Origin of the sequence: Pseudomonas sichuanensis, assembly GCF_003231305.1 — a bacterium.
Lineage (GTDB): Bacteria > Pseudomonadota > Gammaproteobacteria > Pseudomonadales > Pseudomonadaceae > Aquipseudomonas > Aquipseudomonas sichuanensis.
Map to the genome: position 1 here is coordinate 12,355 of NZ_QKVM01000024.1, position 20,325 is coordinate 32,679.

General features: G+C 63.8%; 18 protein-coding genes. 10 read left to right on the forward strand and 8 right to left on the reverse strand.

Going from position 1 to position 20,325, the window contains the following annotated elements; translation table 11 throughout:
* Positions 1-7: 7 nt before the first annotated feature.
* On the reverse strand, positions 8-259 hold the full coding sequence (oprI, locus tag DM373_RS14345; protein WP_003259780.1) for an outer membrane lipoprotei OprI: 252 nt from the start codon (positions 257-259) through the stop codon (positions 8-10).
* 659 nt (positions 260-918) lie between these two features.
* Here oprI and DM373_RS14350 point away from each other — a divergent pair.
* Positions 919-1,200 (forward strand): GNAT family N-acetyltransferase, encoded by a 282-nt coding sequence (locus DM373_RS14350; RefSeq protein ID WP_110994199.1) that lies wholly within the window; start codon positions 919-921, stop codon positions 1,198-1,200.
* Positions 1,201-1,260: 60 nt separating this feature from the next.
* Here the strand turns inward: DM373_RS14350 and DM373_RS14355 are convergent, their stop codons facing one another.
* A complete protein-coding gene (locus DM373_RS14355) occupies positions 1,261-2,337 on the reverse strand; it encodes a 3-deoxy-7-phosphoheptulonate synthase (RefSeq protein ID WP_110994200.1) in 1,077 nt (358 codons plus the stop codon).
* A 160-nt stretch (positions 2,338-2,497) separates the two neighbouring features.
* A complete protein-coding gene (locus DM373_RS14360) occupies positions 2,498-2,929 on the reverse strand; it encodes a PilZ domain-containing protein (protein ID WP_110994201.1) in 432 nt (143 codons plus the stop codon).
* A gap of 111 nt (positions 2,930-3,040) precedes the next feature.
* Between DM373_RS14360 and DM373_RS14365 the strand changes: the two genes are divergently transcribed.
* From DM373_RS14365 to cysB, 3 genes are all read left to right on the forward strand, one after another.
* Positions 3,041-3,988 carry a putative 2-dehydropantoate 2-reductase gene (locus tag DM373_RS14365; RefSeq protein WP_110994202.1) on the forward strand — a complete coding sequence of 316 codons (948 nt, stop codon included), beginning with the start codon at positions 3,041-3,043 and terminating at the stop codon, positions 3,986-3,988.
* A gap of 94 nt (positions 3,989-4,082) precedes the next feature.
* The gene (locus tag DM373_RS14370) at positions 4,083-4,592 is read left to right on the forward strand and encodes a universal stress protein (RefSeq protein WP_110994203.1); all 510 of its coding nucleotides are present in this window, start codon (positions 4,083-4,085) and stop codon (positions 4,590-4,592) included.
* Positions 4,593-4,706: 114 nt separating this feature from the next.
* Positions 4,707-5,681 carry an HTH-type transcriptional regulator CysB gene (gene cysB / locus DM373_RS14375; RefSeq protein WP_011533140.1) on the forward strand — a complete coding sequence of 325 codons (975 nt, stop codon included), beginning with the start codon at positions 4,707-4,709 and terminating at the stop codon, positions 5,679-5,681.
* 138 nt (positions 5,682-5,819) lie between these two features.
* On the opposite strand, the gene DM373_RS14380 is transcribed toward cysB, so the two are convergent.
* The 5 genes from DM373_RS14380 to rloA all read right to left on the reverse strand — a co-directional run bounded on the left by DM373_RS14380 (position 5,820) and on the right by rloA (position 11,304).
* Positions 5,820-6,554 (reverse strand): phosphoadenylyl-sulfate reductase, encoded by a 735-nt coding sequence (locus DM373_RS14380; RefSeq protein WP_110994204.1) that lies wholly within the window; start codon positions 6,552-6,554, stop codon positions 5,820-5,822.
* A 164-nt stretch (positions 6,555-6,718) separates the two neighbouring features.
* Complete coding sequence (pabB, locus tag DM373_RS14385) at positions 6,719-8,062, reverse strand: aminodeoxychorismate synthase component I (protein WP_110994205.1); 1,344 nt, start codon at positions 8,060-8,062, stop codon at positions 6,719-6,721.
* Between the two features lie 184 nt (positions 8,063-8,246).
* Positions 8,247-9,227 (reverse strand): alpha-L-glutamate ligase-like protein, encoded by a 981-nt coding sequence (locus DM373_RS14390; RefSeq protein ID WP_110994206.1) that lies wholly within the window; start codon positions 9,225-9,227, stop codon positions 8,247-8,249.
* Positions 9,227-10,762: an osmotic stress tolerance membrane protein RloB gene (rloB, locus tag DM373_RS14395; protein ID WP_110994207.1), complete on the reverse strand. Its 1,536-nt coding sequence runs from the start codon at positions 10,760-10,762 to the stop codon at positions 9,227-9,229. The genes DM373_RS14390 and rloB overlap by 1 nt, the downstream gene beginning before the upstream one ends.
* 5 nt (positions 10,763-10,767) lie before the next feature.
* Positions 10,768-11,304, reverse strand: a complete 537-nt coding sequence (gene rloA / locus DM373_RS14400; RefSeq protein ID WP_110994208.1) for a retropepsin-like aspartic peptidase RloA — start codon at positions 11,302-11,304, stop codon at positions 10,768-10,770.
* Between the two features lie 285 nt (positions 11,305-11,589).
* On the opposite strand from rloA, the gene DM373_RS14405 reads away from it, so the two are divergent.
* From DM373_RS14405 to prpD, 6 genes are all read left to right on the forward strand, one after another.
* Complete coding sequence (locus tag DM373_RS14405; protein WP_110994209.1) at positions 11,590-12,306, forward strand: GntR family transcriptional regulator; 717 nt, start codon at positions 11,590-11,592, stop codon at positions 12,304-12,306.
* The gene (gene prpB, locus DM373_RS14410; RefSeq protein ID WP_110994210.1) at positions 12,303-13,193 is read left to right on the forward strand and encodes a methylisocitrate lyase; all 891 of its coding nucleotides are present in this window, start codon (positions 12,303-12,305) and stop codon (positions 13,191-13,193) included. The genes DM373_RS14405 and prpB overlap by 4 nt, the downstream gene beginning before the upstream one ends.
* A 170-nt stretch (positions 13,194-13,363) precedes the next feature.
* Positions 13,364-14,491 carry a bifunctional 2-methylcitrate synthase/citrate synthase gene (prpC, locus tag DM373_RS14415; RefSeq protein ID WP_110994211.1) on the forward strand — a complete coding sequence of 376 codons (1,128 nt, stop codon included), beginning with the start codon at positions 13,364-13,366 and terminating at the stop codon, positions 14,489-14,491.
* A 154-nt stretch (positions 14,492-14,645) separates the two neighbouring features.
* On the forward strand, positions 14,646-17,234 hold the full coding sequence (gene acnD, locus DM373_RS14420) for a Fe/S-dependent 2-methylisocitrate dehydratase AcnD (protein ID WP_110994212.1): 2,589 nt from the start codon (positions 14,646-14,648) through the stop codon (positions 17,232-17,234).
* 132 nt (positions 17,235-17,366) lie between these two features.
* A complete protein-coding gene (prpF, locus tag DM373_RS14425) occupies positions 17,367-18,557 on the forward strand; it encodes a 2-methylaconitate cis-trans isomerase PrpF (RefSeq protein ID WP_110994213.1) in 1,191 nt (396 codons plus the stop codon).
* Between the two features lie 123 nt (positions 18,558-18,680).
* The gene (gene prpD / locus DM373_RS14430) at positions 18,681-20,165 is read left to right on the forward strand and encodes a 2-methylcitrate dehydratase (protein ID WP_110994214.1); all 1,485 of its coding nucleotides are present in this window, start codon (positions 18,681-18,683) and stop codon (positions 20,163-20,165) included.
* The last annotated feature ends 160 nt before the right edge of the window (positions 20,166-20,325 follow it).

Here is a 20,325-nt window from a genome sequence, read left to right on the forward strand (position 1 = left end):
AGGATTATTACTTGCGGCTGGCTTTGTCCAGCATACGCAGAGCGCGCTCGTTGGCTTCGTCAGCGGTTTGCTGAGCCTTCTGAGCAGCTGCCAGAGCGTCGTCAGCTTTGCGGTAGGCTTCGTCTGCACGAGCCTGGGCGCGAGCTGCTGCGTCTTCGGTAGCGGTCAGGCGAGCTTCGGTTTCTTTGGAGACGCTGCTGCAACCGGTAGCCAGAACTGCGGCCAGGGCCAGAGCAGAGAATTTCAGAACGTTGTTCATCGTGTTCCCCTTCAAGGACTTTCTATTTAAATAGCCATCTCTCGGAAAAGAGAAACTGGCCGGCGTACATAGTACCCATTACTTGTAGTAAGTAAACTGACAGAGCGCAAGAACTGCAAAAAAAATGTCGCGAGCGGGCAGCAGTGACGGGCTGTGCAGGGCATCTGTGAAAATTGTGTGAGACGCACGCAAGCGATTGTAGGGCGGGAACTTTTTTGTTGAACTAAGGGTGACTTCAACTGTCGGTGAGCGTCTTAGCCCAAAGAGCATTCGGCGCGTATCATGCTACCAGGCCAGTGTGGCAAAACCGCGCTGTTGGATTTTCAGTCCGGGCGCTTGAGCAACCCCGCGTGTGCCGCCTACTATTTGTAGGTGCCCAGGGTCAGAACGATCAAGGTCGTGCAACTGTCCAAGGGGCTAGGGTTGGTACGAAAAGTCGCCGAGCGGCGATCAGGCAAGGCGAAAACAGGCGAGGAACGGTCGGAGTCGCGCTCGACTTTACGTGTTGTAAATGAGCATTCCGAGCCTGTTTTCAACGCAGCATGATCGTCGCGCAGGCACTTTTCGTGCAAAGCCTAGAGGTGGCGCAGAGGTTCCCCGCCGGAAACAAACACATCGGTAAGGTATGGGTCTGCCGACAAGACCTGCGAGGAGTAGTGATGAGCGAGACGCTGACCATCCACCATGACCAGGCGGGTCATCAATTCGAGACCAATGTGGACGGTCACCGGGCGTACCTCACGTACATGGACCTGGGCAAGCAGACGCTGGACATCTACCGTACCTTCGTGCCCAACGCCTTGCGCGGGCGCGGCATCGCCGCCGCCTTGACCGAAAAGGCACTGGAGTACGCCGAGCAGATGGGTTACACCGTCATCCCGTCCTGTTCGTACGTCGAGCGCTACATGGAGCGTCAGCAGCGTCACTCGAGCAAGGCCTGAAGACCTCACCGTACACATGAAAACGCCGGGCATTGCCCGGCGTTTTCATGTGCGCAAGGATTAGCTGCGCTGGCGCTGCGGCAGCACATCCTTGAGCTTGGCGTGCATGCTGCGCAGGGTTTTTTCGGTGGCCGCCCAGTCGATGCAGGCATCGGTCACGGAAACGCCATACTGCAGCTCGTCCAGGTTCTTCGGAATAGCCTGGCAACCCCAATTCAGGTGGCTCTCGACCATCAGGCCGATGATCGACTGGTTGCCTTCGAGGATCTGGTTGGCCACGTTTTCCATGACCAGCGGCTGCAGGGCCGGGTCCTTGTTGGAGTTGGCGTGGCTGCAGTCGACCATGATGTTGGCCTTGATCTTCGCCTTGGCCAGGTCCTGCTCGCACAGGGCGACGCTGACCGAATCGTAGTTGGGCTTGCCGTTGCCGCCGCGCAGTACCACGTGGCCATAGGCGTTGCCTTTGGTGGTGACGATCGACACGCCGCCCTCCTGGTTGATCCCCAGGAAGCGGTGCGGCTTGGAGACCGACTGCAAGGCGTTGATCGCCACGGTCAAGCCGCCGTCGGTGCCGTTCTTGAAGCCGACCGCCGAAGACAGGCCTGAAGCCATTTCGCGGTGAGTCTGCGATTCGGTCGTGCGTGCGCCGATGGCCGACCAGCTGATCAGGTCCTGCAGGTACTGCGGGGAGATCGGGTCGAGTGCTTCGGTGGCGGTGGGCAGGCCCATTTCGGCGAGATCGAGCAGCAGCTTGCGGCCAATGTGCAGGCCGTCCTGGATCTTGAACGAGTCGTCCAGGTAAGGGTCGTTGATCAGGCCTTTCCAGCCTACGGTGGTGCGCGGCTTCTCGAAATACACGCGCATCACCAGGTACAGGGTGTCCGAGACTTCCTCGGCCAGTACTTTCAGGCGTTCGGCATATTCGTGAGCGGCCTTGATGTCATGGATGGAGCACGGGCCGACCACCACGAACAGGCGGTGGTCCTTGCCGTCGAGGATATTGCGCACCACTTCGCGGCCGGCAGTCACGGTCTGCAGGGCTTTGGCGCTGAGAGGGATTTCCTTCTTGAGCTGATCAGGGGTGATCAAGGTCTCGTTGGAGGCAACGTTCAAGTCATCGATCGGTAAATCAGCCATCGTGTTACTCGTCAGGTCACGGGTGCCGGCCGCCAGCAATCCCCGTGCGGCCCAGCAGCAGATTGTTCGCAGCGGGGAGGCCGAACCTTAACGCGTTAGCGGGGGCGGGACAATGGGCTGGGGCCCGTCGATACTGGGTTTTTGCGGGTGGAGCGGCGATTCAGGGGGGTGTGGCGCCCAGGCTCGCCTCGGAAAAGGCCTCGGTATGCAGGCTGATCCATTGCGCGGCCAACTGTTGCGCCGCGCTGCTGTCAAGATCGGCCTGGGCGTGCTCCAGGCAATAGTGCTGGATCTGGCAGGCCTGCTCGCCCATGCGTGCACCGAACAGCGCCTGGCTGTCGGTGAAGGCCACGCCCACTCGATAGCCTTGATCAAGCCGTTGGCACCAGGCGACATAGCCGGGGTAATGTGCATCCAGGCCCAGTGAAGGGATCAGCACGTCGACGGCAGTGCCGCGACGGTAAGCGCGTGGCTGGTTGCAGGCGATGCCGCCGAGGCCCTGGGTATAGAGGTGGCGACGAAACAGGCTGGATGTGGGGCGAAGGGTGAGTTCGACCGGGATGTCATCCGGATGAGGCAGGTATCCGCACATGCTCGACTCCGTGTCGATTATTTGACCTTCTTTGCCCCAGTATAGTGAGGGATCGAAAACCAGCTGATTTACGTGCTAAAAACCGACGAACACACATCAAGGAGAAAAGGCATGCAGGTTAGCAATACTCGCATCGGCATCATTGGCAGCGGGGCCATTGGTGGCTTTTATGGCCTGATGCTGGCCCGTGCTGGCTTCGATGTGCATTTCTTGCTGCGCAGTGAGTACGCCACGGTGCGTGAGCACGGGCTGACACTCGACAGCGCGCTGCACGGCCAGTTGCATGAGCGGGTCCAGGCTTACGCCAGTGCTGCCGACATGCCGCCGTGCGATTGGCTGCTGGTGGGCGCCAAGGCCACCAGCAATGGTGAGCTGGCGCCGTCGATCGTGCAGGCGGCGGCGCCCGGCGCCAAGGTGGTATTGCTGCAGAACGGCCTGGGGGTGGAAGAGCAACTGCGCCCGGCACTGCGCCCTGACATGCACTTGCTCGGTGGCCTGTGCTTCATCTGCGTGAATCGCGAACGCCCTGGGGTCATTCGTCATCAGGCTCTGGGTGCGGTCAACCTCGGCTACCACAGCGGGCCGGCGCAAGATGCCGGGCTGGCGGTGGTGGAAGAGGGCGCCGGGCTGTTCCGTGCAGCCGGCATCGACTCGCAGGCCATGCTCGACCTCAACCAGGCGCGCTGGCAGAAGCTGGTGTGGAACGTGCCGTACAACGGTCTTTCGGTGCTGCTCAAGGCCAGCACCACGCCCCTGATGAGCGACCCTGACAGTCGGGCGCTGATCCAGGCGTTGATGGCTGAAGTGGTCGAAGGTGCGCGTGCTTGCGGGCAGGTGTTGCCGGACGGGTATGCCGAGCATCTGTTCCGGGTGACCGAGCAGATGCCGGACTACTGGCCGAGCATGTATCACGACCACGCCGCACAGCGGCCGCTGGAGTTGCAGGCCATTTATGCCGAGCCGCTGGCAAGGGCGCATGCGGCCGGTTGCCGACTGCCGCGGATCGAGGCATTGCATCAGGCGCTGGCCTTCATCGACCGACAAAACCGGCAAGCTTGAGCAGCCCTGCAGCCCGCGCCGGACGGCAAAGCGGCGCCCGGTGGCGCTGCTAAGCTCAACCTTGCTCTGCCGTAGCGGCAGTCGAGGAGGCCGAATGATCCGCACCATGCTGTACGCCACCGACCTCGGTGTGTACGCACCTTTCGTCATGCAGCACGCCCTGGCCCTGGCGCGCACCTTCAACGCAGAGCTTTACGTGATCCACGCGGTCGAGCCCATGGGCCAGTTTGCCGAATCCCTGCTGCAGAGTTACCTCGATGAGCAAACCCTGGACGCGCTGCACAGCGAAGGGGTCAACACGGTGATGGCCACTATCGAACAGCGGGTACTGGAGAATTTTCGTGACGAGCTGGGCGAGGAAGCCGACCTGGCCCTGATAAAGGCGGTGCGGGTACGCCAGGGCGACCCGGCGCAGGTGATCCTCGAGCAGGCGCATCGCCTGAGTGTCGACCTGCTGATTTTCGGCAGCCACAGCGCCGGGGCGGGCGCCGGGGTGCCCATTGGTCGCACGGCGGTACGCCTGCTGCAGTTGTCGTCGGTGCCCGTGTACATGGTGCCGCTGGCACAGCACCTTGGGCGTAGGAAAGGGGAAGGTAGAGAGTAGGTAGTTTCGGGCAAGAGTAACAAAATAGTTCTAGATTTATTTCCCAAGCCACTAATATAGTTATAACTCGTCGCTGCCAGTGCGCCGGTGGCCTACCGTCTTTGAGGGATATCTATGAAGCTTCAACAACTGCGCTACATCTGGGAAGTGGCGCACCATGACCTCAACGTTTCCGCGACGGCGCAAAGCCTGTACACCTCCCAACCCGGTATCAGCAAGCAGATCCGCCTGCTCGAGGACGAGCTGGGTGTCGAAGTCTTCGCCCGCAGCGGCAAGCACCTGACCCGCGTCACGCCAGCCGGCGAGCGCATCATCAATACCGCCGGCGAAATCCTGCGCAAGGTCGAGAGCATCAAGCAGATCGCCCAGGAATTCTCCAACGAGAAGAAGGGTACCCTGTCGATCGCCACTACCCACACGCAAGCGCGTTACGCACTGCCGCCGGTGATCAGCAATTTCATCAAGCAGTACCCTGAAGTGGCCCTGCACATGCACCAGGGCTCGCCGATGCAGATCGCCGAGATGGCCGCCGACGGCACCGTCGATTTCGCCATTGCCACCGAGGCGCTCGAGCTGTTCGGCGACCTGATCATGATGCCGTGCTACAAGTGGAACCGCTGCGTGGTGGTGCCACAGGGGCACCCGCTGACCAAGCTGCCGAAGCTCACCCTGGAAGCGGTTGCCGAGTATCCGATCGTTACCTATGTATTCGGCTTCACCGGCCGCTCCAAGCTCGACGAAGCCTTCAACCATCGCGGCCTCACGCCCAAAGTGGTGTTCACCGCCGCCGACGCCGACGTGATCAAGACTTACGTGCGCCTGGGGCTGGGCGTGGGTATCGTGGCCAAGATGGCGGTCGACCCCAAGCTCGACAGCGACCTGGTGTGCCTGGATGCCAGCGAACTGTTCGAGGCCAGCATCACCAAGATCGGCTTCCGCCGCGGCACCTTCCTGCGCGGCTTCATGTGCGATTTCATCGAGAAGTTCGCCCCGCACCTGACCCGCGAAGTCATGGCCAAGGCCATCCAGTGCCACAACAAGCAGGAGCTCGAAGAGCTGTTCGAAGGCGTCGAGCTGCCGGTGCACTGATTCAAACCTGTATGGGGCCGTTTCACGGCCCTTTCGCCGGCAAGCCGGCTCCCACAGGAAGGCGCATGGCTTTAAGCTGGCGCGTTCGGGGTGGGAGCTGGCTTGCCAGCGAAAGGGCCGCGAAGCGGCCCCAGTCGTTTATGCCTTGCTGATCAGGTTGCCTGCGTGCAGCCCGCATTCCTTCTGGGTCGACTCTTCCCACCACCAACGCCCCTCGCGCTCGTGCTGGTTGGGCAATACCGGGCGGGTGCACGGCTCGCAGCCGATGCTGATGAAGCCGCGCTCATGCAGGCTGTTGTACGGCAGCTCGAGCATGCGGATATAGCCCCAGACTTCCTCGCTGCTCATCTGTGCCAGCGGGTTGAACTTGTACAGCGTGCGCTCCGGGGTGGAGAAGGCGCCGTCGATCTCCAGGGCTGCCACCTGGCTGCGGGTACCCGGGCTCTGGTCGCGGCGCTGGCCAGTGGCCCAGGCGCTGACTGTGGCCAGCTTGCGGCGCAGCGGCTCGATCTTGCGGATGCCGCAGCATTCGCCGTGGCCGTCCTTGTAGAAGCTGAACAGGCCCTTTTGCTTGACGAAGGGGTCGAGCTTGTCGCGGTCCGGGCTGAGGATTTCGATCGGCAGGTTGTAGTGCTCGCGCACCTGGTCGATGAAACGGTAGGTTTCCGGGTGCAGGCGCCCGGTGTCGAGGCTGAACACCTTGACCTGCTTGTTCAGTTTCCAGGCCATGTCCACCAGCACCACGTCTTCGGCGCCGCTGAACGAGATCCACAGGTCGTCGCCGAAGTGTTCGAAGGCGAGCTTGAGGATCTCCTGCGGGGACTTGCTGGCATAGGTCGCGGCCAGGGCGGCGACGTCGAAGGGTTGGCTCATCAGGCGGTTTCCATCGTGTGAGTGGCGCTGTGCGCTCGTAGTGAACGAATGGTAACAAAAAATGGCGGGGTAGACCTGTCGCGCCGCAATCGCGGGGCAAGCCCGCTCCCACGTTGGAAATCGTGGGAGCGGCGGTTCGGCGCTCCCACGTGCCCCGCGATGCCTCAGAGCGCCTGCAGCGTCTCCATCAGCACCCGCACCTTGGCGATCGACTCTTCGTACTCGGCCTGCCAGTCGGAGTCGGCCACCACCGCGCCGCCGCCCCAGCAACTGACCTGGCCGTCCTTGACCAGCAGGCTGCGAATGGCGATGGAGCTGTCCATCTCGCCGCGCACGTCGATGTACAGCAGCGAGCCGCAATACAGCGCCCGGCGGGCAGGCTCCAGCTCATCGATGATCTGCATCGCCCGGATCTTCGGCGCGCCGGTGATCGAGCCGCCCGGGAAGCTGCCGCCGATCAGGTCGAGTGCGTCCTTGCCGGGTGCCAGGCGCCCGGTGACGCTACTGACCAGGTGATGGACATTGGGATAGCTCTCCAGGCTGAACAGCTCCGGCACTTTCACCGAGCCGATCTGGCAGGTGCGACCGATATCGTTGCGCAGCAGGTCGACGATCATCAGGTTCTCTGAGCGATCCTTGGGGCTGGCCAGCAATTCGGCAGCGTTGCGCGCATCTGCCAGCGGGTCGGCGCTGCGCGGCCGGGTGCCCTTGATCGGGCGGGTTTCGACCTCGCCCTGGCTGACGCGCACGAAGCGCTCCGGGGAAAAGCTCAGCAGCGCCGTGCCGGCGTCCAGCTGCTGATAGCCGGAAAACGGTGTCGGGCAGGCGGCGCGCAGGGCCTGGTAGGCGTGCCACGGGTCGCCCTGGCAGGGTGCACGAAAGCGTTGGGTCAAGTTGATCTGGTAGCAGTCGCCCGCCTGGATGTACTGCTGGACCTTGTCGAACGCTGCACGGTATTGCGCCGCGGACAGGTCGCCAGCCATGGGTGCCAGCAGCGCGAATTCGCCGCTGTCTGCCTGGGTTGGCGCTTCGAACAGCTGGACCAGGCGCTGCCGTTCAGCGGCTTGCAGGCTAGGGTGAAACACCAGTTGGCTAGTGCGCGCATGATGGTCGCTGACCAGTGCCCAGGCATACAGGCCGAGCTGCGCGTCCGGCAGCCCTAGATCATCGGCCGCCTGTGTGGGCAACTGCTCCAGGCGGCGGCCGAAGTCGTAGCTCAGGTAGCCGATCAGGCCGCCGGCAAACGGCAGCTCCACACCGTCGGGCAGCTGCGCCGGCCCCAGTTGCGCCAGTGCCTTGCGCAGCCGCTGCAGGTACGCCTGGCCCGACTCTGCGGTTTGCGCTTGCAGGTGCTGCAACGGCCAGGCGCTGAGCAAGTCGAAGCGGCCCCGTTCGGCGTTGGGGCGGGCGCTGTCGAGCAGGATCGCGCCGGGCGCCGTGCGCAGGCGTGCGAAGTAGTGCGCGGGGTCGGGCTGGTAAGGCAGGGCGTGGAGTGTACAGGTCGGCATCAGAATGGACGGCGAAGAAAAAGCGAGGAGGGCGATTGTAGACCTGTGTAGGAAATGCGCCTAGCACTGGTGGCGACATTCACATGTTGTGCAGAGGCGCTGGGTGGCATCGTGGGAGCGGGCTTGCCCCGCGATTGGGGCTTTGCCTGGCTGTGCTATCGCGGGGCAAGCCCGCTCTCACGGTTCAACTAGTGTGCACGTGCCCGAACAGGCCTTGTGCCACCTTTACCCGTTCTTCGGCGGTCTCGGTGCGGCCTTCTTTGGCCAGTGCCTCGATGTGCGCTTCGATGGCATGGGTGCGCTGGGTCAGGCCGCAGTCGTTGGCGATCTGGATGTTCAGGCCAGGGCGGGCGTTTAGCTCAAGGATCAGCGGGCCCTTGTCCTGGTCCAGTACCATGTCCACGCCGATGTAGCCCAGGCCGCACAGCTCGTAGCAGCTGGCGGCAAGCTTCATGAAACCGTCCCAGTTCGGCAACTGCACGCCGTCCACCGCGTTGGTGGTGTCCGGGTGCTTGCTGATGATCTTGTTCAGCCAGGTGCCGCGCAGCGTCATCCCCGTGGTCAGGTCGACGCCCACGCCGATGGCGCCCTGGTGCAGGTTGGCCTTGCCGCCGGACTGGCGGGTGGGTAGGCGCAGCATGGCCATCACCGGGTAGCCCATCAGCACGATGATGCGGATGTCCGGCACGCCCTCGTAGCTGATGCTCTTGAAGATCTGGTCCGGGGTGACCCGGTACTCGATCAGCGCGCGATCACGGTGCCCGCCCAGCGAGTACAGGCCGGTGAGGATGCTGGAGATCTGGTGCTCGATCTCTTCGTGGCTGATGATCTTGCCGGAGACCGTGCGGTAGCGTTCCTCGAAGCGATCGGCGATCACCAGGATGCCGTCGCCGCCGGCACCCTGTGCCGGCTTGATGACGAAGTCGGTGCGCTCGCCGATGATCTCGTGGAGCTTCTCGATCTGCTTCTCGGTCTCGATGATGCCGTACATCTCCGGCACATGGATGCCGGCCGCCAGCGCGCGCTCCTTGGTGATGATCTTGTCGTCGACGATCGGGTACAGGCTGCGCTTGTTGTACTTGAGTACGTAGTCCGCGTTACGCCGGTTGATACCCATGATGCCCCGGGCCTCCAGGGCTTTCCATGTCTTGATCAGGCCGAACATCAGGCGTCAGCCTTCTTCAGGAAAGCCTTGAAGCGCACGAGCTCGGTCAGGCGGTAGCCGCGGTAGCGACCCATCGCCAGCATGAAGCCCACCAGGATCAGCAGTACCGCCGGGAAGGTGAAGACGAAGTAGGTCAGCTCCGGCACGGTCATCAGCAGGTGCGCCAGGGACGCGGCGAACAGGGTGCCGATGGCCACTTTCATGGCATGGCCGCCGCCGCGCTCTTCCCAGGTGATCGACAGGCGCTCGATGGTCATGGTCAGGATCACCATCGGGAACAGCGCTACCGACAGGCCGCGCTCCAGGCCCAGCTTGTGGCTGAACAGGCTGATGGCGGCGATCAGCACCACGACGAAGGTCAGCACCACCGACAGGCGCGGCAGCATCTGCAGCTTCAGGTGTTCAAGGTAGGAGCGTAGCGACAGGCCCAGCGCGGTGATCACCGTGAACAGCATGATGCCGAAGCCCAGCTGTGTCTCGCGGAAGGCCAGGGCGATCAGCACCGGGGTGAAGGTGCCCAGGGTCTGGATACCGATCAGGTTGCGTAGCACCAGGATCACCAGCACGCCGATCGGGATCATCACCATGATCATGAAGGTCTGCTGGGTCTGCAGCGGCAGGCCGTACAGCGAGTACTCGAGGAAGTCGGCGTCGGTGTTCTCGTCGGTCAGCTTGGCCAGGCGGATGGCGTTCATCTCGCTGTTGTTCATGCTGAAGGTGACGTTGGCCTTCTTGCCGCCATCGACGGTGATCAGGTTGTCGTCACCGGTCCACCACAGCAGGCGGTCGCTGGGCAGGCCCTGTTCGCCGGTGTCCGGGTTGAAGTACAGCCAGTCGTTGCCGTTGAAGCTGCGCAGCCACAGTTCAGGGGTTTGCGGGGTATCGGCCACCAGGCGGATGGTGTGCACTTTCTCCAGCGGCACATGGGCGATGGACAGCAGCAGGTCGATGATCTGCGCCTTCTTCATCGTCGAGGTGTCGCCGGCCAGCAGCAGCTTGACGTTGTCGTCGTTGAGATTGTTGACACGTTTGATGGTCTCGCCGACGAAGGTCTCGACGTCGGCCGAGTGCTGGCGGATCGGCGCCATCAGTGCTTCGGCGGCCAGCTTCTCGGGGCCTTCGATGGCCAGGCTGTCACGGAAGGTCGGGCCTTTGATCTTGGTCTTTTCGCTGCTGTAGCGCTTGGTCAGTACCAGGCGGTAGTACAGCGTCTGGTTGCCGCTGGCGCGGCGCGCCGACCAGGTTACCTTGCGGTTGCCATCGACCCGGTTGACGCTCACCCCATAGTTGTTGGAGATGAAGCTCTCGTTGAGGCTGACATAGTCACGGTTGAGCGGGGGCACGAACATCTGCACCTTGACCGGGTCCTTGGTGCTGGCGACGAACTCGACCTTGGCATCGATGTTCCACAGGTCGTCGGTCTCGTCCTCGGTCACCGGGATGCCCAGGAAGAAGATCTGGTAGGCCGTGACCGCGACGCCCAGCAGCACCAGGACGGTGATCAGGACTTTAAGGTGGAGGGTAAGAGAGCGCATCGGAATTACTCTGCTTTGGAAACTTCGGTGGCACAGGCAGGTTTGCCGGCCGCGTATTTAAGGCTTGGATCGACCAGCGCATCCAGGTGCTTGAGGGCCTCGGAGCCGATCAGCAGCGGGAACTGGAAGGCGCTGCGGTCGGTGAGGTTGACCTCGATGGTGCGTCGGGTCTGGCCCATGCAGATATCGAGCTCGATGACCGGGCGGGCCGTGTAGGCCTTGCCGGACTCGGCGTCATAGTCCCCGGCACGGCGCTTGATCTTGCTGACGCGGGCCAGGGGGCGTTCGATGGGGTGCTTGTGGGCGGCGTCGATCGCCAGATAGAAGCGCACCCAGCTTTCGCCGTTGCGCTTGAAACGCTTGATGTCGCGGGCGCTGAGCGAGGCGGTCTTGGCGCCGGTGTCGAGCTTGGCCGCCACTTCCAGGTCGAGGTCGCCCAGGCGCGCGTATTCGTTCAGGCCATAGACGGTTTTCTCCGCCGCAGGCGCAAGGGCCGGCAGCAGAGTCAGGCAGAGCAGCAATAAAGCGGGTATGGGTCTCATAATCCTGGCGCGGTGCTGTGCGGGGTTCAGGGCAAGGCGACTGGCCAAGCGTCCCTATTGGCCTGCCATCAGCATGAAATGATGACAGGCAGCGTATCCATGCTCCCGAAGGAGCGCGGCATTCTATCACGCCGATGTGTTGACGCCAGCGCACCCGCGATCAGACCGCACGGCGGTGCGGTAAGTTCGTTATTAGACAATTGTCGACAATGTTCTTTTTGTCTTTGACTCTTGCGGCCTATTTAGCTAGTTTTGCCGTCATTGAATGTGAAGGTGTCGACAATCATGCTGGACGCAGCCCAAGCCACCCCAATCCTGCAGGACGAGACCGAGACCCTCTCGGAAAACGTCTTCCGGCGCATCCAGGCGGCCATCGTCAAAGGCGAAATCGCGCCTGGCAGCAAGATCTCCGAGCCGGAACTGGCACGCACCTATGGCATCAGCCGCGGCCCGCTGCGCGAGGCGATTCACCGGCTGGAGGGCCAACGCCTGCTGGTGCGGGTGCCGCATGTCGGTGCGCGGGTGGTGTCGCTCGGCCATGCCGAGCTGATCGAACTCTACGAAATCCGCGAGTCGCTCGAAGGCATGGCCTGCCGGCTGGCCGCCGAGCGCATGAGCCAGGCCGCCATCGACGAACTGCGCCATGTGCTCGACACCCATGAGCGCGACGCCGCGTTCCAGGCCGGGCAGGGCTACTACCAGCAGGAAGGCGACCACGACTTCCACTACCGGATCATCCAGGGCAGCGGCAACCAGACCCTCTACAAGATGCTCTGCGGCGAGCTCTATCAACTGGTGCGCATGTACCGCATCCAGTTCTCGACCACGCCCAACCGGCCACGCCAGGCCTTTGCCGAGCACCACCGCATTCTCGACGCCATCGAAGCCCGCGACGGCGAACTCGCAGAACTCCTGATGCGCCGGCACATCGGCGCGTCCAAACGCAATATCGAGCGTCACTACCAAGGCGCCGACAACAATAGCCCACGAGGTGAGTCATGACAGTGAAGAGCACGCCCGGCCAGCGTTTCCGTGACGCGGTTGCCGCCGAACATCCGCTGCAGGTGGTCGGGGCCATCAACGCCAACCACGCCCTGCTGGCCAAGCGCGCCGGCTTCAAGGCCATCTACCTGTCCGGTGGCGGTGTCGCCGCCGGGTCCCTGGGTCTGCCGGACCTGGGCATCAGCAACCTGGACGATGTGCTCACCGACGTGCGCCGCATCACCGACGTGTGCGACCTGCCGCTGCTGGTGGATGTCGACACCGGTTTCGGTGCCTCGGCCTTCAACGTTGCCCGCACCGTCAAGTCGATGAGCAAGTTCGGCGCCGCCGCCATCCATATCGAAGACCAGGTCGGCGCCAAGCGCTGCGGCCACCGCCCGAACAAGGAGATCGTCTCCCAGCAGGAGATGGTCGACCGCATCAAGGCCGCGGTGGATGCCCGCACCGATGACAGCTTCGTGATCATGGCGCGTACCGACGCCCTGGCGGTAGAGGGCCTGAACGCAGCCCTGGACCGTGCCGCCGCCTGCATCGAGGCCGGCGCCGACATGATCTTCCCGGAAGCCATCACTGAGCTGTCGATGTACAAGACCTTCGCCGACCGGGTGAAAGCCCCGATCCTGGCCAACATCACCGAATTCGGCGCGACGCCGCTGTACACCACCGAAGAGCTGGCCTCGGTGGACGTATCGCTGGTGCTGTACCCGCTGTCGGCCTTCCGTGCCATGAACAAGGCTGCCGAGAACGTCTACACCGCCCTGCGCCGCGACGGCACGCAGAAGAACGTGATCGACACCATGCAGACCCGCATGGAGCTCTACGATGCCATCGGCTACCACGCCTTCGAGCAGAGCCTCGATGCGTTGTTCGCCCAGAAAAAAGGATAAGTGAATGCCTGCACCGGCCTCTTCGCGGGTGAACCCGCTCCCACAGATGAGACGCTGTATCTGAAACTGTGCGACCCCTGTGGGAGCGGGTTTACCCGCGAAGAGGCCGGCACAGGCAAACCGATTAGCCAGAAAGACCTCGATAACAAATTCAAGAAAGGAGAAACACCATGGCCGAAGCAAAAGTACTCAGTGGCGCAGGCCTGCGTGGCCAGGTGGCCGGGCAGACCGCCCTGTCGACCGTCGGCCAGGCCGGCGCCGGCCTGACCTACCGCGGCTATGACGTGCGCGACCTAGCCGCCGGCGCCGAGTTCGAGGAAGTCGCCTACCTGCTGCTGTACGGCGAGCTGCCGAGCAAAGCCGAGCTGGCCGACTACAAGCGCAAGCTCAAGGGCCTGCGCGACCTGCCGCAGGCGCTCAAGGAAGTGCTCGAGCGCATTCCGCGCGACGCCCACCCGATGGACGTGATGCGCACCGGCTGCTCGGTGCTCGGTACCCTGGAGCCGGAGCTGACCTTCGACGCCCAGCACGACAAGACCGACCGCCTGCTGGCGCTGTTCCCGGCAGTGATGTGCTATTGGTACCGCTTCACCCACCACGGTGTGCGCATCGACTGCAGCAGCGACGAAGACACCATTGGCGGCCACTTCCTGCACCTGCTGCACGGCAAGAAGCCAAGCGCGCTGCACGTCAAGGTGATGAACGTCTCGCTGATCCTGTACGCCGAGCACGAGTTCAACGCTTCGACCTTCACCGCCCGGGTGTGTGCCTCGACCCTGTCGGACCTGTATTCCTGCATCACTGCCGCCATCGGCTCGCTGCGTGGCCCGCTGCACGGTGGTGCCAACGAGGCGGCAATGGAGCTGATCGAGCGCTTCCAGAGCCCGCAGGAAGCTACCGCCGAGCTGCTGCGCATGCTCGAGCGCAAGGACAAGATCATGGGCTTCGGCCACGCCATCTACAAAGAGTCCGACCCGCGCAACGAGGTGATCAAGGGCTGGTCGAAGCAGCTGGCTGACGAAGTGGGTGACAAGGTGCTGTACCCGGTCTCCGAAGCGATCGACAAGACTATGTGGGAGCAGAAGCGCCTGTTCCCCAACGCCGATTTCTACCACGCCTCGGCGTACCACTTCATGGGTATCCCGACCAAGCTGTTCACCCCGATCTTCGTCTGCTCGCGCCTGACCGGCTGGGCCGCGCACGTGTTCGAGCAGCGCGCCAACAACCGCATCATCCGCCCGAGCGCCGAATACACCGGCGTCGAGCAGCGCCAGTTCGTGCCGATCGAACAGCGTTGATAAGCAGGTGACGAGCTCTTGTGGGAGCGGGCTTGCCCCGCGATGGCGGCAGCGCTGGCAACGGCGCTTGACCTGTCGATGCTTTCGCGGGGCAAGCCCGCTCCCACGGGATCGGCGTCTGCCCAGGTAAACCGTGACCGAGCCAGATAACGATATGAACAGCGCATTCCGCAAGTCCCTGCCAGGCACCGCCCTGGACTACTACGACGCCCGCGCCGCGGTCGAGGCCATCAAGCCCGGCGCCTACGACGGCCTGCCGTATACCTCCCGCGTACTGGCCGAAAACCTCGTGCGCCGCTGCGATCCGGCCACCCTCGATGCATCGCTCGAACAGCTGATCGAACGCAAGCGTGACCTCGACTTCCCCTGGTTCCCGGCCCGCGTGGTGTGCCACGACATCCTCGGCCAGACCGCGCTGGTGGACCTGGCCGGCCTGCGCGACGCCATCGCCGACAAGGGAGGCGACCCCGCCGCAGTCAACCCGGTGGTGCCGGTACAGCTGATCGTCGACCACTCGCTGGCGGTGGAGTGCGGCGGCTTCGATCCGCAGGCCTTCGAGAAGAACCGCGCCATCGAAGACCGTCGCAACGAAGACCGCTTCCACTTCATCAACTGGACCAAGAAGGCGTTCAAGAACGTCGACGTGATCCAGCCGGGCAACGGCATCATGCACCAGATCAACCTGGAGAAGATGTCGCCGGTGATCCACAGCGAGCGTGGCGTGGCCTACCCGGACACCTGCGTCGGCACCGACAGCCACACCCCGCATGTCGACGCCCTGGGCGTGATCGCCATCGGCGTCGGTGGCCTGGAGGCCGAGAACGTGATGCTCGGCCGCGCCTCGTGGATGCGCCTGCCGGAAATCGTCGGCGTCGAGCTGACCGGTCGCCTGGCGCCGAACATCACCGCCACCGACCTGGTGCTGGCGCTGACCGAGTTCCTGCGCAAGCAGAAGGTGGTGGGTGCCTACCTCGAGTTCCATGGTGTGGGCGCCAGCGCGCTGACCCTGGGCGACCGTGCCACCATCTCCAACATGGCCCCGGAATACGGCGCCACTGCGGCGATGTTCGCCATCGACCAGCAGACCATCGACTACCTCAAGCTCACCGGCCGTGAAGAGTCGCAGGTGCAGTTGGTCGAAACCTACGCCAAGGCCGCCGGCCTGTGGGCCGACAGCCTGGCCAAGGCCGAGTACGAGCGCACCCTGAGCTTCGATCTGTCGAGCGTGGTGCGCAACATGGCCGGGCCATCCAACCCGCACGCCCGGGTAGCCACCAGCGACCTGGCGGCCAAGGGCATTGCCGGGCAGTGGCAGGAGGTGCCGGGGCAGATGCCGGACGGCGCGGTGATCATCGCCGCCATCACCAGCTGCACCAACACCAGCAACCCGCGCAACGTGATTGCCGCGGGCCTGCTGGCGCGCAACGCCAACAAGCTCGGCCTGGCCCGCAAGCCGTGGGTCAAGTCGTCGCTGGCGCCGGGCTCCAAGACCGTGCAGCTGTACCTCAAGGAGGCCGGGCTCGAGCAGGAACTGGAGCAACTGGGCTTCGGTGTCGTCGCCTTCGCCTGCACCACTTGCAACGGCATGTCCGGTGCACTGGACCCGGTGATCCAGCAGGAGATCATCGACCGCGACCTGTACGCCACCGCCGTGCTGTCGGGCAACCGCAACTTCGACGGGCGCATCCACCCGTACGCCAAGCAGGCTTTCCTCGCCTCGCCGCCGCTGGTGGTGGCCTACGCCATCGCCGGCACCATCCGCTTCGATATCGAGAAGGACGTGCTGGGTGTGGTGGACGGCAAGGAGATCCGCCTGAAGGACATCTGGCCGAGCGACGAAGAGATCGACGCCGTAGTACGTGCTTCGGTCAAACCGGAGCAGTTCCGCCAGGTGTACATCCCGATGTTCACCATCGAGGAGGACAAGGGGCCGAAGGTCGCGCCGCTGTATGACTGGCGCCCGATGAGTACCTACATTCGCCGCCCGCCGTACTGGGAAGGCGCCCTGGCCGGTGAGCGCACCCTGCGCGGCATGCGCCCGCTGGCGGTGCTGCCGGACAACATCACCACCGACCACCTGTCGCCGTCCAACGCCATCATGCTCGACAGCGCCGCGGGTGAATACCTGGCGAAGATGGGCCTGCCGGAAGAGGACTTCAACTCCTACGCCACCCACCGTGGCGACCACCTGACCGCCCAGCGCGCCACCTTCGCCAACCCCAAGCTGTTCAACGAGATGGTGCGCAAGGACGACGGCAGCGTGAAGCAGGGTTCGCTGGCGCGCATCGAGCCGGAAGGCAAGGTGACCCGCATGTGGGAAGCCATCGAAACCTACATGCAGCGCAAGCAGCCGTTGATCATCGTCGCCGGTGCCGACTACGGCCAGGGTTCGTCCCGTGACTGGGCGGCCAAGGGCGTGCGCCTGGCGGGGGTCGAGGCGATCGTCGCCGAAGGCTTCGAGCGTATCCACCGCACCAACCTGGTGGGCATGGGCGTACTGCCGCTGGAGTTCAAGCCAGGGACCGACCGCAAGACCCTGGGGCTCGATGGGAGCGAGGTCTATGACGTGCTCGGTGAGCGCAAGCCGCGCGCCACGCTGACCCTGGTGGTCACGCGGCGCAATGGTGAGCGTGTCGAGGTGCCGGTGACCTGCCGCCTGGATACTGCCGAAGAAGTGTCGATCTACGAGGCGGGCGGGGTGCTGCAGCGCTTTGCCCAGGACTTCCTGGAAGGCACGGCCTAACAGGAGCAGCATGGCCCCTGTGGGAGCGGGTTTACCCGCGAATGCGTCGGCAGGATCAACATCATTGCTTGATCAAACGCCTTCGCGGGTAAACCCGCTCCCACAGGGTGTCGTGCAAGACAGGAATTGACCATGACACATGTACCGCAAATCAGAATCCCCGCCACCTACATCCGTGGCGGCACCAGCAAAGGCGTGTTCTTCCGCCTGCAAGACCTGCCCGAACAGGCGCAGATCCCCGGCCCCGCCCGCGATGCCCTGCTGCTGCGGGTGATCGGCAGCCCCGATCCGTACGGCAAGCAGATCGACGGCATGGGCGGCGCGACGTCCAGCACCAGCAAGAGCGTGATCCTGTCGAAGAGTATCAAGCCCGACCATGATGTCGACTACCTGTTCGGCCAGGTGTCGATCGACAAGGCCTTCGTCGACTGGAGCGGCAACTGCGGCAACCTCTCGGCTGCGGTCGGTTCGTTCGCCATCAGTGGCGGCCTGGTCGACCCCGCGCGGGTGCCACGCAACGGTGTCGCCACCGTGCGCATCTGGCAGGCCAACATCGGCAAGACCATCATCGCCCATGTGCCGATCACCGAGGGTGAGGTACAGGAAACCGGCGATTTCGAACTCGACGGCGTGACCTTCCCGGCCGCCGAGGTGCAGCTGGAGTTCCTCGACCCGGCCGCCGACGAGGACGGTGACGGCGGGGCGATGTTCCCCACCGGCAATCTGGTCGACGATCTTGAAGTGCCGGGTGTCGGTACCTTCAAGGCAACCCTGATCAACGCCGGCATTCCGACCATCTTCATCAACGCCGCCGACCTCGATTACACCGGTACCGAACTTCAGGACGCGATCAATGCTGACGTCGCTGCACTGGCGCGGTTCGAGACCATTCGCGCCCACGGCGCGGTGCGCATGGGGCTGATCGAACATATCGACCAGGCTGCCGGGCGTCAGCACACACCCAAGGTCGCTTTCGTCGCGCCGCCAACCACCTACACTGCTTCCAGCGGCAAAGTGGTCAATGCGGGCGATGTCGATTTGCTGGTGCGCGCCCTGTCCATGGGCAAGTTGCACCACGCCATGATGGGCACCGCGGCGGTGGCCATTGGCACGGCAGCGGCGATCCCCGGGACCCTGGTCAACCTTGCCGCCGGCGGTGGCGAACGAAGTGCGGTGCGCTTCGGTCATCCGTCCGGGACGTTGCGCGTGGGGGCACAAGCCCGCCAGGTTGACGGGCAATGGACCGTGACCAAAGCAATCATGAGCCGCAGTGCTCGGGTGCTGATGGAGGGCTGGGTGCGCGTGCCTGGCGACAGCTTCTAACGCACTATCAGCGCTCGGCTTTACTGGCCCATCGCGGGGCAAGCCCGCTCCCACGTCACTACGCGTGGGAGCGGGCTTGACCCGCGATGGGCTGCAAAGCAGCTCTTTTTCAAGGAGCCACGAATGAGCGCCAACACAGACAGCAACACCCGCCCCGACTACGACCAGGTCCTGCAGACCCTTGCCGACTACGTGCTCGGCTATCGCGTCGAATCCCCCGAAGCCCTGGATACCGCCCGTCACTGCCTGATGGACACCCTCGGCTGCGGCCTGCTGGCGCTGCGTTTCCCCGAATGCACCAAGCTGCTCGGCCCGCTGGTCGAAGGCACGGTGGTCCCCAATGGCGCTCGCGTGCCCGGCACCGCCTACCGCCTCGACCCGGTCAAAGCCGCCTGGGACATTGGCTGCATTGTCCGCTGGCTGGACTACAACGACACCTGGCTGGCTGCCGAATGGGCCCATCCCTCGGACAACCTGGGCGGGATTCTCGCGGTCACCGATCACCTGTCGCAGAAGCGCGTGGCCGGTGGCGAAGCGCCGCTGACCATGCGCGACGTCCTCGAGGCCATGGTCATGGCCCACGAGATCCAGGGCGTGCTGGCGCTGGAGAACGCCTTCAACCGGGTCGGCCTGGACCATGTGCTGCTGGTCAAGGTCGCCTCGACGGCAGTGTGCGCCAAGCTGATGGGCGCCAACCGCGATCAGTTGCTGTCGGCCTTGTCCCATGCCTTCGTCGATGGGCAGGCCCTGCGCACCTACCGCCATGCGCCCAACGCCGGCTCGCGCAAGTCGTGGGCGGCGGGGGATGCCTCCAGCCGGGGCGTGCGCCTGGCCGATATCGCCCTGCGCGGTGAAATGGGCATCCCCGGTGTGCTCAGTGCTGCGCAGTGGGGCTTTTATGATGTTTCGTTCAGCCACAGCAACAAGGACCTGGCCCTCAAGCAAGAGGCCCAGCGCGAATTGCGCCTGCCGCAGCCCTTCGGCAGCTACGTCATGGAAAACATCCTGTTCAAGGTCAGCTTCCCCGCCGAGTTCCATGCCCAGACCGCCTGCGAGGCGGCGCTGATGCTGCATCGGCAGGTGCGCAACCGCCTGCATGAGGTCGACCGCATCGTCATCGCCACCAACGAGTCGGCGATCCGCATCATTTCCAAGGAAGGCCCGCTGGCCAACGCCGCCGACCGTGACCATTGCCTGCAATACATGACCGCAGTGCCGTTGATTTTCGGCGACCTGGTGGCCGAGCACTATGAAGACAGCTTCCACGCCGCCCACCCGAGCATCGACCGCTTGCGCGAGAAGATGGAGGTGGTCGAGGAGCCGCGCTTCAGCCGCGAGTACCTGGAGGCCGACAAGCGCTCGATCGCCAATGCCGTGCAGGTGTTCTTCAAGGACGGCACCCACACCGAGCAGGTGGTGGTGGAGTATCCGATCGGCCATCGGCGTCGGCGGGAGGAGGGGCTGCCGTTGCTGGAGGCCAAGTTCAGGGCCAACCTGGCGACGCGCTTCGTGCGTCAGCGCTGTGAGGAGATTGTGGCGTTGTGCAGGGACCAGGCGAGGCTGGAGGCCATGCCCGTGCACAGGTTTGTCGATCTGTTCGTGATTTGATGCTGTTTGTACCGGCCTCATCGCGGGGCAAGCCCGCTCCCACGAGGCTAGTGCCTGCGTATGAACGTGGGAGCGGGTTTACCCGCGAAGAGGCCAGAACAAGGTCAATAAAAAAGCCCCGGTATTTCTACCGGGGCTTTCTGTTACAGCCTGAAACTCA